General features: G+C 50.8%; 11 protein-coding genes. 3 read left to right on the forward strand and 8 right to left on the reverse strand.

Annotation, left to right across the window (positions count from 1 at the left end; translation table 11 throughout):
• The first annotated feature begins 649 nt into the window (after window positions 1-649).
• Window positions 650-2,281 carry an MBL fold metallo-hydrolase gene (locus CWB98_RS09490; protein ID WP_138544658.1) on the forward strand — a complete coding sequence of 544 codons (1,632 nt, stop codon included), beginning with the start codon at window positions 650-652 and terminating at the stop codon, window positions 2,279-2,281.
• 57 nt (window positions 2,282-2,338) lie between these two features.
• Here the strand turns inward: CWB98_RS09490 and CWB98_RS09495 are convergent, their stop codons facing one another.
• The 3 genes from CWB98_RS09495 to CWB98_RS09505 are packed head-to-tail and all read right to left on the reverse strand — an operon-like array spanning window position 2,339 to window position 6,776.
• Window positions 2,339-4,750 carry an ABC transporter permease gene (locus CWB98_RS09495; protein WP_138544659.1) on the reverse strand — a complete coding sequence of 804 codons (2,412 nt, stop codon included), beginning with the start codon at window positions 4,748-4,750 and terminating at the stop codon, window positions 2,339-2,341.
• 45 nt (window positions 4,751-4,795) lie between these two features.
• A complete protein-coding gene (locus CWB98_RS09500) occupies window positions 4,796-5,488 on the reverse strand; it encodes an ABC transporter ATP-binding protein (RefSeq protein WP_138544660.1) in 693 nt (230 codons plus the stop codon).
• A 43-nt stretch (window positions 5,489-5,531) separates the two neighbouring features.
• The gene (locus tag CWB98_RS09505; protein WP_138544661.1) at window positions 5,532-6,776 is read right to left on the reverse strand and encodes an efflux RND transporter periplasmic adaptor subunit; all 1,245 of its coding nucleotides are present in this window, start codon (window positions 6,774-6,776) and stop codon (window positions 5,532-5,534) included.
• Window positions 6,777-7,021: 245 nt separating this feature from the next.
• Between CWB98_RS09505 and CWB98_RS09510 the strand changes: the two genes are divergently transcribed.
• Window positions 7,022-8,434 carry a sigma-54-dependent transcriptional regulator gene (locus CWB98_RS09510; protein WP_138544662.1) on the forward strand — a complete coding sequence of 471 codons (1,413 nt, stop codon included), beginning with the start codon at window positions 7,022-7,024 and terminating at the stop codon, window positions 8,432-8,434.
• Window positions 8,435-8,443: 9 nt separating this feature from the next.
• Window positions 8,444-9,775, forward strand: a complete 1,332-nt coding sequence (locus CWB98_RS09515; protein WP_138544663.1) for a sensor histidine kinase — start codon at window positions 8,444-8,446, stop codon at window positions 9,773-9,775.
• A gap of 147 nt (window positions 9,776-9,922) precedes the next feature.
• On the opposite strand, the gene CWB98_RS09520 is transcribed toward CWB98_RS09515, so the two are convergent.
• The 5 genes from CWB98_RS09520 to CWB98_RS09540 form a co-directional block, all read right to left on the reverse strand.
• Window positions 9,923-11,290, reverse strand: coding sequence for a TRAFs-binding domain-containing protein (locus CWB98_RS09520; RefSeq protein WP_138544664.1), 1,368 nt, complete (start codon window positions 11,288-11,290; stop codon window positions 9,923-9,925).
• A 46-nt stretch (window positions 11,291-11,336) separates the two neighbouring features.
• Window positions 11,337-12,182 carry a toll/interleukin-1 receptor domain-containing protein gene (locus CWB98_RS09525; protein WP_138544665.1) on the reverse strand — a complete coding sequence of 282 codons (846 nt, stop codon included), beginning with the start codon at window positions 12,180-12,182 and terminating at the stop codon, window positions 11,337-11,339.
• On the reverse strand, window positions 12,179-14,785 hold the full coding sequence (locus CWB98_RS09530) for a patatin-like phospholipase family protein (protein WP_138544666.1): 2,607 nt from the start codon (window positions 14,783-14,785) through the stop codon (window positions 12,179-12,181). The genes CWB98_RS09525 and CWB98_RS09530 overlap by 4 nt, the downstream gene beginning before the upstream one ends.
• A 248-nt stretch (window positions 14,786-15,033) precedes the next feature.
• Window positions 15,034-15,453 (reverse strand): hypothetical protein, encoded by a 420-nt coding sequence (locus CWB98_RS09535; protein ID WP_138544667.1) that lies wholly within the window; start codon window positions 15,451-15,453, stop codon window positions 15,034-15,036.
• A 269-nt stretch (window positions 15,454-15,722) separates the two neighbouring features.
• Window positions 15,723-17,171, reverse strand: a complete 1,449-nt coding sequence (locus tag CWB98_RS09540; protein ID WP_138544668.1) for an esterase/lipase family protein — start codon at window positions 17,169-17,171, stop codon at window positions 15,723-15,725.
• Window positions 17,172-17,309 lie beyond the last annotated feature (138 nt).

The raw sequence follows: 17,309 nt of genomic DNA on the forward strand, positions 1-17,309 counted from the left end.
CCCCTGTCATCCCGGCCTGCGAGCCGGGAACCATCCAAAACACGGCTCAACAGCTAAGGAAAGTAATACGAGGCTGTATGTGCCAGAGTGAAATAACCTGGCTGTGCCGCCTCTCCCTGATCAGGGCTCCCTTTGTCAGCTATGCCGCCTCATCTCGACTGTACCCCCTGTCATCCCGGCCTGCGAGCCCTTTGTCATCCCGGCCCCCGAGCCGGGAACCATCCAAAACACGGCTCAACTGCTGAGGAAAGTAATATGAGGCTGCATGTATCTGAGTGAACTGACCTTTTGTGTAGCTGGTGAGTAGATCCCGGCTCGGGGGCCGGGATGACGGAGAGAAGGGCCGGGATGACGGAGAGAAGGGCCGGGATGACGGAGAAAGGGGCCGGGATGACGGAGAAAGAGACAACGAATATTGGAGAAAGGCACACGGGGTGACGGAGAAAAAGGCGGGAAGATGGATTTTGAGAAAACGGCATATATAAAATATATCCAATAAATTCAGTTCGTTATATGTATTCACTAAAAATCCAGACGGTAATTTGCAGTCCTCAGTAATTCATCAGCTTTTCATTAGGGTGGCTTTGTGGCCTTGTTTTGCGTGTTTACGTTCAATGGCGTCAAGTAAAAACAACAGAGCGCTAAGCCTATGTACTATGACAATAACAAACGCTTTACTTATCCTGCTGGACATTTCTTCAAGCATTTCGCCAATGTGGCAGCCTGCCTTAAGCCAGGGCTGGTACTTTTAACCGGGCACCCATTCGTTCTGGCGCTGATTTTTGCCATTGCCATGATGGGGGTATGTCCATTGTCTCATGCGCAATCGCGCGAAGCTCAGATCATTGAGCGTTCGGTTCAGGCTTATGGTGGTGAGCACTTGCTAACAATGCCTGGGCTGCTGGTCAATGAACGCCTCTCTCACTATTCGCAGTGGCTCAGTGGTGATGCTCGTCAGGGCTCTATGGTCACTTATCTGAGTGAACTGCAAAACGACTACCGCATCGATTTTGCGGGTAAGCGTAAGGTCTTTAAGCAGGCAAACTCGAGGCGGGTGGGCAGTCATGGCAGCGATGTGCCAGAAGTGCTCCATCGTCTGTATATCAGTGACCAGGGTACAAGCGTGGACCATGCTCTTAAGCGCTACCAGCCCGGTTCACGGATCACTTTTGACAATACCACTTTGGGGTTTGAAGCCATGCTGGACACTCTGGTCGTTCGTAAGCTGGCGCAGCATAAACAAGCCAGCCAGTGGCTGGGAGAGGCATACATTGCGGGTATGCCTCATGATGTGATCACAGCCCCTTTGGATAATAACCCGGAGACAAAGCACACGCTTTATCTGAATCAGCATAGTGGTTTATTAAGCCGTATGATGACTGAGCAGCAAGGTCAAAAGCGCTTTTATGATTTTATGGTGCACCGTACCACACAGGCTGTGCGCTGGGCGTCTGAGGTGTTGGTCAGCACGGCACAGGGGCCGCAGTATCACAGTAAATCGCGCACCGTTAAGGTGGCGCGACCTGCCGAGCAGTCGTTTCATATTCCAGCCGGTTATCAGCGAGCACCTGAGCTCAGGCCTTATGATGTCTCCAAACTGACAGTACGCACACTGGCAGACGGCGTGTACTTTGTGGGGCAAGACTGGGGATATACATTATTCATTGATGCGGGTGAGTATCTGGTGTCGGCGGGGACCTGGCAGATGAACCAGCAGGCCGGAGCCTGGGCAAAAGCACTGGCAGAATTAAGGCAAAGCAAATCGCTGGATAAACCCGTGAAATACCATATTGTCACGCATCATCATACCGACCATCTGAGAGGGCTGGCAGACACAGTAGCGGAACATACCACTTTACTGGTGCATCCGGCAGACAGAAATGCGGTCGCCGATGAATTGGGCACACAGGTTAAGATTGAGCCGATCCCTACATCTTACACTTTGGCCGGGGGGAAAATTCGCCTGCTGGATGTACCCAACAGCCATGCTGCGCATAACCTAGTAGTGTATCTGCCTGAATCGCAGATCCTGCTAACGGAGGATATGTTCGGCAGCAGCTTTGAGCATGCGCTGCACTCGCCTGCTCGCTGGCCGGATCTCGACACCTACTATCGTCTCGACGCTCTGGTGGACAGACTCACGCAGCAGGGCATAAAAGTCGCTCAGTATGTGTCTTCGCATCATGGCCGAGTGTTGACACAGGCCGACATCGATCGAGCTATGGCAATGCCTCGCACAGCACGGGAAGTGTTATTAAAGCGCTTGTTTGCATCACAATAAGAAAAAGCGGCACCCGTAATACACAGGGTGCCGCCTGGTTGTGACTAACGGGCGCGGTTACTCATATCTGAGTATCAGCGAAGGACGGGTGCTAGCCGCTTTAAAGGCCAGACAAGCGACGGTCAGCCAGGTAATGGCCAGCACACCCAGTGTGGCAGCAGCATACATCCAGGTCGCTTGCTCAATACGGTCATTGAAGTTGTTCAGCCAGAGGTTCATGAGCCAGTAACTCACAGGGATCGCCAGCAAAGAGCCTGCGCCTACAATGGTGATGAACTCCCTGGATAAAATCGTGACTATGCTGATACGTGAGGCGCCCAGCACCTTGCGTACGGCTACTTCTTTTTGGCGGCGAATAGTGGCGAACGAGGCCAGTCCTAAAATCCCCATACAGGTCAACACAATGGACAGCGTACTGAATAACAACACCAGCTGCTGCATTCTGAACTCGTTGATATGGGCACGCTGATAGTCGTCTTCAATCAGACTGATCTCGACCTCAGGCATGGCCAGTTCATTTTGAATGACTTGCTCGGCCTGGCGCATCACTTGCGCTTTATTTGCCCCCGGATGCAGCTTTATGACCAAAGTGCCTATCGCCACGTTGATATCGCCTGCGGTGAGTAAAACAGGCAATTGTTGCTGACGCGCTGAGCCGATTTTTATGTCTTGTACAATGCCGACCACAGTGGCACGGGCGCTACCATCATGTGAGCTCAGGGTCTGGCCAAGCAGCACGCTAGGGTCGTCATATCCGGCTTGTTTTGCCAGACTTTGTGACAGCAACACGGAAAATGATCGGATGTTGTCATCGCTGACTTGGATCCAGTCTCCGGCAAACTGAGGAGAAAAATCACGCCCCGCGACCAGCGCCAGCCCCAGCGTCTCAACGGCATGGAAGCCGGCGGCTATGGTAGGTTGCGTGCCTTCAAGGCGCTCTCCGTTCGGGAACACCAAAAACAGCTCTGAAGTCATATCATTGGTCAGTAAAGTGTCTGACTGAGTGACCTGAGCGACCCCTTGCAATGATTTCAGGCGCCGCAATACATGAGGCTCGGCTTGCTGGTAAATGGCTTCTGCAGGCAGGTTTTTGATGATCAGTCGGTCATTCTTGGCATACCCTACGGGCAGATCATTGATTAAGGCCATTTGTTTGTAGACCACAGCCGCCGCGACAATCAGCGCCACAGACAGGGCACCTTGCAGGCCCAGCGTGAGTTTACGTACCCAGATGGCGGTTTTACCCCGCTGCAGATCGCCACTGAGTACGCGTTTGGCACTGAAAGAAGCAATAAACAGTGCCGGGTATAAACCTGATATCACCCCGATCAGCGCAACCACTGCCATCACAGCAACCAAAAACACCGGTGAGAAGCTCAAAGACAGGCTGCGCTCCAGCAGCTGATTAGCATAGGGGATCATCATTTCCACCAGGGCCAGTGCAACCAGTGCTGCAATCATGACAATAAACAAAGACTCGGTTAAAAACTGGGTGATAAGCTGAGGTTTACTGGCACCCAGCGCCTTGCGCACCCCCACTTCTTTGGCGCGTTTTGCCGCACCGGCAATGTTGAGGTTGATAAAGTTCACACTGGCGATGACCAGCAGCAAAACCGTCAGTGCGATACAGACCTGCATCACCAGGCGCGAGCCCCCTTGTTTCATCTCAAACGGACCACTGCTGTTAAAGTGAAGATCCGACAGACGACTTAATTCCAGCGCACGAAGTTTGCGGCGGCCGGTCGATTGCTCTCGCATGGTATCCGTCATCTGCTGTGCCAGCAGTGCGGCATCCGCACCCTCAGTCAGGCGCATATACACATAGCCAATGAATGGCATCTTGGTGGCTTTGGGCAAAGCGGTTAAGGTTTCGAACACAAAGTGGGTGTTGTCCGGTAAATCTTCAAACACGGCGGCTATTTCGTATTGGCCTTGCTCGTACGACAGGGTTTTTCCTACGGCGTCTTCGCTGCCAAACAGGCGAGTTGCCTCGCGTCGGCTGATGGCCAGCAGACCCGGTCGGCTTAGAGCGCTGTTGAGATCGCCATGCAGTACTGTCATCGTGATGAAATCCGGCAGATTGGCTGTGGCCAGGTACACTTTGCTCAGACGGACTTGCTGCCCTGCCACGTTGACGTCCAGTGCCATTGGCTCGGCAGAGTAAGCCAGGTTGTCGGTCGAAACCAGCATCATGACATCCTCAACCTGGACATGGTTTTGCATGTTCAGCGCATGTTGTGAATCAGACGCTGCGATCAGTTGCAGGCCCCATGCCCGATAATCGGTATGAACACGGTAAACGCGCTCAGCGTTGGGGTGTTGTTTGTCAAAAGACAGCTCATATGCCGCGAATAAGGCCACCATAATGGCCGCTGCCAGACCGATACTAAAGCCAGCCAGATTAAGGGCAAAATGACGAGGATCGTTTTGTATGGCCCTGAGCGTGGTTTTAAAATAATTCACTATCATTGCGGGTACTTCCTTCTTATTCTGGGTATCACGAGATGGGCTCGTTTAAGCCGCTGGCGAAACACAGTTGGCTTTATCCAGCATGATCTGACCATCCAGCAGACGCACCAGACGATCGGCATAAGCACCTTCTTTTTCCGAGTGGGTCACCACAATGACCGTGGTGCCTTCGCGGTTTAGCTCGCGTAACATGGCCATCACCTCTTCGCCGTTTCTGGAGTCGAGATTACCCGTTGGCTCATCTGCCAGGATCAGTTTGGGGTTGATCACCAGGGCTCTGGCAACCGCCACCCGCTGTTGTTGACCGCCCGATAATTGCTGCGGCAGGTGGTCGGCGCGATGGTCAATGGCAACCCGTTTTAAAATTGCCTCAACCCGTTGTTTGCGTTCTGCTTTAGAGATGCTCTGGTACTGCAATGGCAGCTCAACATTTTCGAATACTGTAAGCTCGTCAATCAGGTTAAAGCTCTGAAATACAAAGCCGATGGAGGCTTTGCGCAGTTCAGCGAGGCGTTTTTCACTGTATCCGGCTATGTCGGTACCGGCGAATTCAAAGCGGCCGGAGGTTGGCGAGTCGAGCATGCCCAGAATAGAAAGCAGCGTTGATTTACCGCACCCCGACGGGCCCATGATGGCCAGGAATTCTCCTTCACTGACCTGCAAGTTAATGTCACTCAGTGCGGTGGTTTCGACATCTTCCGTACGAAATACGCGGCTTAGGTTCGTCAGTTTAATCATCTTTGCTTCCTCAATTCGGTTATTCTTGTTCTGTGCTTTTGGGCTAGTTCAGTTTTAATGTCTGTGCTTTATCAAAGTGGCCGTAACCCGAGGTGACCACTTGATCGCCGGGTGCCAGTCCGTCTAATACTTCAAAGTAGTCACGGTTTTTCTTACCCAGCACGACATCTTTGCGCACGGCAGTGTCGCCTGAGACCACATAGACCCAGTTGCCGCCACTGCTGGTGTAAAAGGCACCGCGGTTGATCAACAGGGCGTTATTTTTGCTATCTCCCAGTAACAGCGCCACATCCAGGTTCTGACCCCGTTTTATCTCTTGCAGTCCGGCGGGCAGTGCCACCTCAACCTGAAATTGCGCGTTGGTAACCCGGCTGTCGATTTTGCTGACTTCTGCGCTGACTTGCTCAGTTCCCAGTGATACCTGCACCGCCATACCTGTGTGCACCTGGTTCAGATAAAACTCATCCAGCCGGACGATGAGTTTGAATTCATTGGGCATATCTATCTGGCCCAGTCGTGCGCCACGTTCTTTGGATTCACCCATTTCAACATCCAGCTCACTCAGATAGCCAGAGACTGGGGCTTTGACGAGCAGATTGTCCAGATTATGACGGGCAAATTGCAGGTTTTTTTGCAGCATGTCGGCGCTGTCTTCCAGCTGGGCAACTTGCACTTCACGAATGGTATTTTCCTGCTTCTGGCGCTCCTTTGTCAGCGCTTTGCGTGCTTTGTAGTAGGCCAGATCATCTTTGATTTCGTCGAGTGTGTCCTGCGCCAGCACGCCTTTTTTAGCAAGCAGCACAGACTGCGTATAACGCCTGTTCAGGTGGGTGATCTGACGTTCAATTTCCAGCAGGTCGCGGCGCAGATTCAGGCGGCTGGTTTCCATGTTCATTTGTGTGTTACGTAAAAAGTTGAGTTGCTCAGTCACCTGGGCCTCGCGGCTCATCACATCCAGTTGCAGGTTGGTATTGCTCAGGCGCACCAGCGGCTGGCCTTTCTCGACATACTCCCCCTGTTCAACCAGCCGCTCTTCGACCCGGCCACCGGAGACAGTATCCAGATAAATGGTGGTTTTTGGCACCACCTGACCACGCAGGCTCAATGCATCAATAAACGGACCCTGTGTTACTGTGCTGATGGTCAGGCTGTCCAGTGGCACATTCTGGCTGCGTCCGTTACTGCCTTGATGAGTAAAGGCATACGCCATGGTCGTTGCTAACACAGCGGCAACCACGCCTGCTTTAAAATGCTTCTTTAGTCCTGAGCGTTCGATTTTTTTATCCATGTGCAACTCCCGTTGTCAGACTGTGTTGAGCCATGTTGTGTTGGCTGATGCGCTAAATAAATCAATCATCATGCCAAGAATAAAAGTTTATAAAATACAGTTGCTTAGTGTGTTTTTCGCTAGTGTTGTGGGAGAAGGTGTCCGCTTATAGCACAGTGTGGGCAGGGCAACTGCCCATAAATGGACACATCCTTGCGAAGTAAGCTAAGCTAATACACCCATAAAAAATAAAACAGGGACAGACAGTGAGCGCAAAACAGCCCGGGGCCATTTTAGTGGTGGATGACAATCCGGATATTCTGATTGCAGCGAGGTTGCTGCTCAAACAACACTATCAGCTGGTTAAAACCACCGATAACCCGTTTGATATCGAAGACCTAGTCAAAGCCCACGGCATTGAAGTGATCCTGCTGGATATGAATTTTAACCGCGATGCCATCAGTGGTCAGGAAGGGTTTTACTGGCTGAAGAAAATCATCAGTCAGGATCCCAGTATGGTGGTGCTGCTGATGACTGCCTATGGCGACATTCAGCTGGCGGTGGATGCCATTAAGGCCGGGGCTGCAGATTTTATTGCCAAACCCTGGCAAAACGAGCAACTGTTAGGGGCGGTCGCAGCGGCGTTTGCCCATGCCAAAGACAAACAGCAGCTTGGTAAGCTGACCCGTCAGACACAAGGGCTTAATCAGGCTTTGAGTGAGTCATCCACGGGTCCTGCTTTTGACTTTCTGGGCCAGAGCGCGGCCATGCAGCAGGTGTTCGCTACCATAGACAAAGCCGCTCAGTCTGATGCCAATATATTGATCACCGGGGAAAGTGGTACAGGTAAAGAGCTGGCAGCGCATGCCATTCACCGTGCCAGTTTGCGCGCAGCCCAGCCTATGATCAGCCTGGATATGGGGGCAATTTCCGAAAGCCTGTTCGAAAGTGAGCTGTTTGGTCATAAGAAAGGGGCTTTTACCGATGCTAAAACCGATAAGATTGGACGCTTTGAGCTGGCCAGTGGTGGGTCGCTGTTTCTTGATGAGCTGGGTAATTTGCCGTTAACGCATCAGGCAACGCTGCTGGCGGCGCTGCAAAATCGCTGTATTACGCCGGTGGGCGGCACCAAACCGGTGGAGGTGGACATTCGTCTGATCTGCGCAACCAACGACAACCTGCAGCAGGCAGTCAATGAAGGGCGTTTCAGGCAGGATTTATTGTACCGCATTAATACGGTGGAGATCCGTTTACCGCCATTGCGTGAGCGCAGCGAGGATATTCCTTTGCTGGTGAACTATTATCTGACGCATTTTGCGCAAAGATATAAGCGCTCGCTGGATATTGCACCGCAAGATATGGCCGCTTTGTGTGCGTACCATTGGCCCGGTAATGTCCGGGAACTGGCCCATGCCATAGAGCGCGCCGTGATTTTATCCGACGGTGACATGCTGGATGTCAGCTCCGTCGTTGGCACCACCGCGCAGGCGCTTGCACCTGAGGGAAATACAGGCGAGAGGATCTGTGCCAGTTACGATACCTTTGATCTGGAAGTACTGGAGCAAAGAGCGATCCGCGCCGCCCTGAAACACTATCAGGGTAATGTCAGTCATGCCGCCAAAGCGCTGGGGCTGACCCGGGGAGCCATGTATCGGCGGCTGGAAAAATATGGGCTGTAGGGAGCGGCTATGTCTTATCTGAAACGTCATCCGCGTTGGTTACTCGCTTTACAGCTGGGTGTGTTGTGCATGCTCGCCAGTGTTGCAACCGGACATTATCTGCAAAGCGGGATCAGCGCAACCTGGTTGTTACTGGTGCTGATAATTGCGGTGTGTGGTGGTGCGGTGTTTTCCTTGTTTGTGCAGCAGCAAAAGCAAAGCACCGCGGTGATCCGGGCATTGGTCAATGGAGACAGCTCATTGCGGCTGAGTCCCAGTCATCCGTTACACCAGGAATATGACGAGATCCGCCATACCCTGCAGGCGGCACGCTTTAAAGCTGAGCAACAGGCGCAGTTTTTTCAGGCCTTGTTACTGCATATTGATCTGGCTGTACTGGTCTGTGACAGTGAAGGTCAGGTGATAGAGTCTAACCCGGCGGTGTCGCGTTTGCTGGGCAAGCCAATTAGTAGTGTGAGTGAGCTTGAGCATCTTGGCGAGCTAATCTTAAGCTGTGACACGCATCTCAAAAGCAGTGCGCCCTGGCAGCACGGCGAGCAGCAGGATACGCTGTCAGTACAGATAAGCGTGGCACAGATCCAGGGGCAGATCCGTAAGGTGATCACCCTGACGTCGATCCACAATGCTTTGATCAACAAGGAACAGCAGGCCTACAAACGCCTGACTCAGGTGTTGACTCATGAAGTCGCGAATTCCATCACACCTTTGTCGTCGATTGCGCAGTCTTGCCGGGGGTTATTACCGGAGAGTTTGTGTTTTGATGATGAAGATGACAAAGACGATCTGCTTTTGGCGCTGGATACGCTGGCTGCACGCACCGAACATCTTGGTGAATTTATTACCCGATTCAGAGCAATCAGTAGCTTACCGCGGCCCAGTCTGAATGCCACCGCATTGGCACCGATATTAGAGCGGTTAGTGACACTCCATCAGCGCCAGCTGGAGCAAGCAGGGATCCGCTGTGAGCTTGAGGTCTCAACTCATCTGCTGGTGATGCTGGACGCAGGCCAGGTGGAACAGGTGCTGATCAACCTGTTTACCAATGCAATCCAGGCGATTGAGCAAAGTCAGGCATTGCAACCTCAAAGTATTGAGGCACCGGTTATCGTGCTTACACTGGCGCAAAACGAGGCGCAGCAAGTGTATGTTGAGATCCAGGATAACGGGCCAGGCGTTGAGCCTCACGTCATTGACATGATGTTTGTGCCTTTCTTTACGACCAAACAACAGGGCTCGGGCATAGGTCTCAGTCTGTCGCGGCAGATCATGGTCAGTCATGGTGGCGATCTTATTTATATCCGCAAGCCTCAGGGGGCGTGCTTTCGCTGTGTGTTTGGATAATAGCCATTTTACTCATTTAAGCAAATTGGGGTAATCGGTAGAAAAATAACTGACGCAACTTTTACTTGCTGCGTCAGTGATGCCGAACTAACGTGAACTGGCAGTCCTGAGCTGATTTTATCTTACAAAAAAGCGGTGAGCGGTGCGCTAGACGTCAAGCACTTTTAGCTGCTCAACCAGTTCCTTCAGCCAGTCCACTTGCTGACCCTGTGCGTGTCGTTTTTGGTAAATTATGTCGAAATTTTTAGCCGTACTCTTGGGGTTCCAGTTTTCATAGTCACAACTGATCGCGTCATCCAGATGCGCTTGCGCCGCACCGGGGTCGCTGCCAATCACGGCCAGTTCTGCCAGGGTCATATGGTCCCAGAAGTCGCCACTGCCGGATTCAATTTTTCGCTCTACCGCATAACGTACTACAGGTAAAAGCTGATCGCGACGGGGATCCGGTGGATCCATGGCTTCCATAAGGGTGACAGCATTGACGCCCGGGTAGGCATCTCGCCAGTCACTGTTAAAGCCATCGAGATAACTATTGATAGCTTTCGTTAAAAAGCGTTTTGCCTGAATGTCTTTGCCGGCACTTTGTGCTGCTTGCCAGCGATCTTTGTATACACGCCCGAGAATTCCAAGGGTTTCACTGGATGGCCCGTAGCGTTTTATCACCGCTTTTAACACCCGCTCTGCTTTGTCGCTGTCGCCATCACGGTTCAGGGCAAAGCCGTATTGTTCTTGCACCATCACTGTTTGTGCCAGCAGCTCCGGCAGGTGTTCAATCAGATTTATCATGCAATCCCAAGCTTCCACAGCCCGATAAGACAACATCAGATCAATCAGTACACCAGGCTCGACCTCGGCCAGATTAGGAAATGTGTGTTGCAATTGTTTAAGCTGCTCTGCGGCCTGTGCTTTGTTACTCAGAGCGCGGGCTTGTGCAAACTTTTCTTTAAGTGATTCACTGTAGCGGGCCTGATCACGAAAAACGTCTGTTTTACGATGCTGAATATCCGGGTAGTCCTGTAGCAGTTGAAACAGCGGACTGTCTTTCACATCTTCGTTTGCCTGCGCCCGGCAGTGTTGCAATTGCTGGGCGAGTGCTGCTTTGTTTTGTGCCGGATTAAGCGGCTTGCCATGGCTATCGAGCTGGTAGGGCAATGCCCGTAAGCTGTTTACATCAAACGGCAAATTGGCACAACTGGTGTCGTCTGATTTTTGCGCAAATAACAAGGTGGTACTGGCACGGCGATGCGCATGGCGGATCCCCAGCTCGTAAAACACATTGGCATTGGCTGTCGTCAGATCGGCCACCGCATAGTCACACAATAGCAGGCGCTCATACATGGCCTTATCTATTACCCCACCGTACTTCTCTTCATCCGCGCGGATCGGCTGCATGCCCGCATCTTCAATGGCAGGCTTGATAAGTTGTTGGTATACCGCATCAAAATCTACCCGGGTACCTTGTTGGGTCGATTTGATGCCAAATGGCATGAGTACAAAACACAGTGCGTTCGACATAAAGTGCTGTCCTTTTTAAGCTGTTAATGTGGCGCGTTTGGCTTGCTTATTTGTTGTTATTGGGGATATTTTTAATGACTTCAAGCAGGGCCTGATTATTACCAGCTTCTTCCCAGAAATAAACCGGGTGGTCAGTTTGTTGAGTGAAGCCAAGGTGATACCAACATTCATATTGTTCTTGTGTGAACAACTCAGGTTTTATTTCAATGAGCTGTTTAAACGTACGCGGTGGTGGCTGTGTCTCCACGGAGAGTAATTTATCGTCTTTAGGGATCACAATAATACAGGGGAGTCCGTTGACCTGTTGGTACTCTTTATTGACCCAGGTTGATTTGAGTGAGCGCTCGCTCAACACCAGTAATACCCCGTGAGCACGTTGCAGGCCATCCACAATGGCATCCGAGATATTTTCCTGATAGGCAATGGCAAATTCACAGAGCCAGCTATTGACCTGCACCGAGGCTAGCGCTTCACACAGTGCAACACAAAGTGCCTGATCCTGGCTGTTATGGGAGATAAACCATGTTGGCGCATCGTCAGGGAGTGCCTGGCAGGTTGCAAGTGGCGACAGTGGCTGTGTTTGTAATTCATAGGAGGGGACTGCTTTTTCTCCAACCACCTTGATATGCCCCCAGAGCATTTCCAGCGTTCTGGGGCTTGGGTACCAGCACCAGCGCAACTTTCTGCCTTCCTGGCTCGCATGTTCGCGCAGCAGGGTATTGATCTGTGCTGTCAGTTGCGCTTCTGTCAAAGCAGGCCATTCAGATAGGAGCACTCTGGCTAGAGCTGAGGCACTCATCCAGCACTTGGGGCGGGCTTTGCCCTGCAACTCGTGAATGATCTGTTCGAGTAATCGTGCAGATTGCTCTTTAGTTAGGGGGGGCATGTTCATTGTGTACTATCCTTGTCACGCGGCCTGTCACGACCCTTACGTAAAAATACTCTATCAAACACCAATAAATGAAGTATTGTCAGTGCTGTGGTCCCCAGGACGCCTGTGAGTATAGCGTAAAACAGAAAGCTTGCTGCGTCTTTCAAAGACGACAACCAGCTAGGTTGCCATTCTTTCACCCAGTTGAACAGGGTAGGAAAGCTTAGTAATGCTATACACAGTGGGAATACGAATACGAACGTGTACTTTAAGGGCTTGCTCAGATACCAGGCTTTAAAAAAGAGTTTGCTGCCAACCTTCAGTTGTTTGAGTAACGCGGGCTTTGGTTCAGGTTGGACCATATCTTTGGCAATACAGCTGGCCTTGAAGCGCCACTTGTTGGGGTTATCTGTGGGGGTTGTGGATTGCTTAAAATGCGTTCGGGTCATGCAATATCCACTGTACATCAGGGCAAAGGCTTCATTGTCGCTAAATGAATCCAGATCGGTTCTCAAACTGGCAATGGCCTGCTGGTAGTCCCTCTGAATGCCATACTCGGTCGCCGTGGTTGGCGTTTGTGCAGGTGAGGAAGAGGGCGCACCAATCCAGTCTTTATCTGTGCTACACAGGTCTTGTTTCAGATGGATGTACATCAGGCTGTTGAGTTGTCCCGATTGAGTACGGGCTTTTAACTCTCTGTGTTGGGCGGATCTTAGCCGGGCCTGAAGGATTTCACTGGTGCGCATGGTTGTAGCAAAGCGCCCCTGTGAGGGTTGCGTGTGTGCTTCCAGCTGGCCACTCGCATCACTGGTGAGTATGCTGTCACAGTCTTGCTCGAGCAGGCTGGCGGTTCCCTGATTGTCAAACACGCCGCCGTCTACCAGTGTAACCTGCTCTCCCTCGTACAAAGTTTGCAGTTGCAAAGGGGGAAAGAGTCCGGGCACACAGGAAGACGCAGCCACCGCATCGCCTATAGTCACCCGTAAATTGGGATTGGACGTGTCATAATACATGCGTCGTAAACGGTAGTTGGTATCGTGCCTTTGGTCTATTACCTCAGGCGGCTCTCCCATCCAGGTAGCGGTAAACTGCCAGTTATGGCCTGTATTAACCGTTGTGGCATTGATCACCAGTACCGGTACCTTAGCACTGCGCTGCCAGTTGCCTTGCTGTGGGTGAAAGTCCATGTCCTGTTGCTTCTCAGCAACGCATGGATAAATAGGCAGTTGATCCATAAACGTTGGCAAAGGTTTGTCAGTGTCTAATCTGCTATATAACTCCTGAACATAAAGCTCGCCGATGCGTTTGGTGAGAGAGTAAGTGCCTTTGAATGCCATTTTGAGTAACGACAACGGGTTCCTTAGCGCCCGGGTGCGAATATTACGCTGCACGCCGCGAAGAAAGTCCGTTTCTATCTGATTGACCAGCTTGATGTAGTCCTGTTGGCTGATCTGCTTATCCGGCTTGCTTTCAAGCAATGCCTTGAGCGCCAGATAATAATGCATACCTATGATTGAGCCCCCCGATACACAGGAGATGACTTCGATATGGCGAAGCTGATCTTGTTCAGCCAGTGCGGCCAGCACACCAATATGATAAAGAGATGCTCTAAATCCACCACCGGACAGGGCCAGGCCTGTTTTCCCTTGCATAATAGCAGTCACTTGCGGCATAGGCTCAGTAGGAGTATCTGCTGTGGCTGGATTAAAAAATAATGCAATCAGACGTAGCTCAGATTGGGAAAGGTCATGCATTTGCTGCTCTGATTGCGCCACAGTGCGGTTTTGCTGTCTGACTATTTTGCCATTTTTACGCAGGTGAAGAAGCCTGGCAAATTGCTTAGCCGCGGATTCCCTTTGCCAACTTTGCATCGCTTCCAGGTTGATGGCTTTTTGCAGCTGGGTATAGGCTTTGTCATAGTCTCCCAACCCCAGATAGGCCTCAGCAAGGGTCACCAAGAACCACCAGTTTTGGGATTGCTCATTATAATCTATGATCGGATAGCCGTGCACTTGCTTACCGTCAACCAGGTGGGCAATGATCTCCTTTCGTACTTGGGTTGCCATATCGCCGTCAGAAGCGTGCCGAGCGTCCGTCGCAATGGGGCTTTGCGCTATCAATGCCAGTTGATCCAATACATACGCAAAATTAATTGCACAATAACCCTTATCCGACCAGCCTTTGGCTGCGCTAAGCTGGTAGCCTTGCTGGTAATAGGCGCGGGCATGTGCTAACTGGCTGACATCATTGTCTCGTTCAAATATCCGTTTGTGAATGGCGCCGGCAATGCCCAGTGTTTCACTGTTATCGCTGCTGTCAGGGGGGTCTATTTCAGTCAGTAAATCCCGAGCTTGCTCAAGGCGGATAGAGCGGTTGAGGGTTTTATCTTTATAGGTGGCGATAACCTGCTTCTGGCCCAGCGTAAGTTGTTGCTCTGGCGTAAAAGTGTGTGGTTCATTCAGGGCATATGAGAGTAGCAGGCGTGCCTGATCAAACAGGTGCTTATTGGTCAGTTTATCGTGCAGTTGTTTTAGCGGTTCAAAGCCTGGGAGCTCAGCCTGGCCTTTAAGTATCTGGTCAACGTCTTGTTTCAGTGCTGCGATCTGAGAGTGGGAATCAGGCATTGGTTATTCCTTTTAGTTTTTAAGCCATTGCGACTCATAAACTATACCATATGCGTTACTTTTAGGGATAAAGCAGCTGCGTTCGCTTTCAGGGGGATAGATGAAAAGCCAGGTTGTCCTGGCTTTAATTCAGCGGCCTTGATGGGCAATCACGGTTGGTTTTGATTAAGCGTGCAAGTACAACGTAGCCTTTGCTGGCTATCACGTTGGGCAAAGTACAGCGCGCTTACCGCAGGCCTGGGCTGAAATTAGTCACCCGGGCAATTGTTGTTACGGATACATTCTTTGTCCATATCATCTACCCAGACGGTTTTCAATTCACAATTCGCCGGGTCGTCTACCCACTTCACTTCGGTGTAACTGAGGTCGGTGATACCGGTCAGCGATAAGTACCCGGAGTAACTCACTCCTCGCTCGTAGTGGTTTCCAATGAAAGTTTGACTGCTACAGTTTCTGCCATTGACGTATTGGCCAATGCTGGTGTGAATTGAATCAGAATGGTTAATTGTGCTCAGCAAGGTGCCGCTGTAGGTACATTGATAGGCGATATGATTGACTGTGACCTTTTTCTTGGGACATACCAGGATCTCAGTCCAGTAGGCACTGGCGGGGGCTGAGTAGGCCAGAACACTGGCAAGTGCAACACTCAGTGCTTTAAGTGATTTCATATGATGTTCCTTCCTATTGTTACTGTAAGGGTGATGTCTCAGCCGATTTATGGTTTTGGATATGTTCGGCGATGACAGAGTCAATATAGCAATGGGAAGTCAGGGAGTGGCCTACCCGCCCGGGGAGGTCGTTTGCACAGTGGAATAATGGTGTAAAGGCAGAACACTGGGTGCTCTGCCTTATTCGTATTCAGTTTGACACGCTGTATATCACCATACTAAGTCCGAAGCTTAAGCAAATTAGGTCAACACAGCGTATCGCTCTGAAGTTAGTTTTGATATCTGTTTAACCAATCCAGGATTTTTCGTGCCTTGGTGTAGGTCAGAGTCATATGTTGTTCGTTGTAGCTTGGGTAAGCCGCAACTTCATCCCAGTTGTTGGCGCTGCCAGCAAGTGCAGAGAGAGTTGAAACAAACGAGTGCTGTTGCCCAAGAGTTACATAGGAAGTGATTGGGTGTGGTTGATCTTCGATGAGATCAGAGAATACCTGGTAGAAATCAGCATAGCCCCCTGCCACATTGTCGACACTTGGCTGAGTATAGACTTTGAAGTATTTGCTGCCACCCAGATACCATGGGCGGTGCAGTTTAAAGTGTGAGGTCATTTTTGAACTCGGTGCACCCTGTGTTCGGCTTTGCGCGCCGTTAGTGATAGCCAGAGTGGGTACTGTCTGAACGTGCCCTAAGCTTGCCAGTTTGGATAGCAGAGCGCTTCGTTCACTTGAGCCTGATGGCGTGTTGATAATCAGCTCTTTAAAGGTTTTGGTTTCCAGTCGGTCTTTAATCGCTCGAAGCTTTTTACGTGCAGAGCTGCACTTAGGTATTTCACCACAGGCAACAACGTCGACTTTATCAAGTAAGCGGTTTGTGTTGTCTAATATGGAGCGTGGGAAGTTTGCACCATAGTGGGGAGCATCGAATGAAATAAAGGTCGCAACCTTGTTCAGAGACCCTGTTTTTTCGATTTCACGCAGTGCAAAACGAGTAACAACCCCACCCATAGACAGGCCTACGAAAGAGGTTGAAGAGATACCGGGTTTGGTGTTGATAATGTCGAGTAATCTTTTCACACCATCAGCATTGAACTCGATACCATTGTCCTGATTTCTGTAGCGATACAAGATCACGTCATATCCCTGCCTTCTAAGGCTACTCATCAGGCCACCCTGATTTACGTCTTCGTAAAATGCTTGTTTGGTGTAAGCCGAACCTTCAACATCTACGTGGTAGGGCTGAACGACAACGACTGGTTTATCCAGCACATTGTCATTACCCATATAGACATCAGCGGTACCATAGAAATGCCTTGGGTATTCGGTCCACAGACGGCAGGTGCGCTGCGGTGCAGCCACAAACCCTTCCGCAGCGGGCTGAGTGTTTAGGGCCTGTGTTTCATTGCCCATGATCTCTGGTAAATCAACACCGCGTGGGTCCTCGCCATCCCACCATTCACAAACACGGACAGTTTCGAGAGATTGCACATACCAGGTGTTACCGTAGCTACTACTTGTAGTAACCATGTTCTGCGCAAAGCCTGGCTTTAATGGAGTCACCAGGCGTTCAGCGGTTGTTTTGTGGTTACTGTGCTCGCTGCCAAACAGTGAAATGGTATGAGATGCGTCGATTACCAGACCATATTCATCCACCTGCTGACTTTGAGCCAGTGCCGTATGTGCCGAGAGGGCCAGTATGGCCATAGAGAGCGTTTTTATTTTCATTGTTATTTTCCTGTTGTCTTCTTGGTCCTTTTTTAGGAGCTGGTAATGTATTTATTTGTTACCAAAAGATCAACGATGTGTTTTGCTTTGTCGTGCTTTACTGTTTTAATTTTGTAAATTATTGCTTTTTGGTGAGTG

Source organism: Pseudoalteromonas rubra, from assembly GCF_005887115.1.
GTDB lineage: Bacteria > Pseudomonadota > Gammaproteobacteria > Enterobacterales > Alteromonadaceae > Pseudoalteromonas > Pseudoalteromonas rubra_F.

Bases quoted from the DNA above. Each gene is read 5' to 3' on its own strand.
- CWB98_RS09490 (WP_138544658.1), top strand. From the start codon at position 650: ATGTACTATGACAATAACAAACGCTTTACTTATCCTGCTGGACATTTC.
- CWB98_RS09495 (WP_138544659.1), bottom strand. From the start codon at position 4,750: ATGATAGTGAATTATTTTAAAACCACGCTCAGGGCCATACAAAACGAT.
- CWB98_RS09500 (WP_138544660.1), bottom strand. From the start codon at position 5,488: ATGATTAAACTGACGAACCTAAGCCGCGTATTTCGTACGGAAGATGTC.
- CWB98_RS09505 (WP_138544661.1), bottom strand. From the start codon at position 6,776: ATGGATAAAAAAATCGAACGCTCAGGACTAAAGAAGCATTTTAAAGCA.
- CWB98_RS09515 (WP_138544663.1), top strand. From the start codon at position 8,444: ATGTCTTATCTGAAACGTCATCCGCGTTGGTTACTCGCTTTACAGCTG.
- CWB98_RS09520 (WP_138544664.1), bottom strand. From the start codon at position 11,290: ATGTCGAACGCACTGTGTTTTGTACTCATGCCATTTGGCATCAAATCG.
- CWB98_RS09525 (WP_138544665.1), bottom strand. From the start codon at position 12,182: ATGAACATGCCCCCCCTAACTAAAGAGCAATCTGCACGATTACTCGAA.
- CWB98_RS09530 (WP_138544666.1), bottom strand. From the start codon at position 14,785: ATGCCTGATTCCCACTCTCAGATCGCAGCACTGAAACAAGACGTTGAC.
- CWB98_RS09535 (WP_138544667.1), bottom strand. From the start codon at position 15,453: ATGAAATCACTTAAAGCACTGAGTGTTGCACTTGCCAGTGTTCTGGCC.
- CWB98_RS09540 (WP_138544668.1), bottom strand. From the start codon at position 17,171: ATGAAAATAAAAACGCTCTCTATGGCCATACTGGCCCTCTCGGCACAT.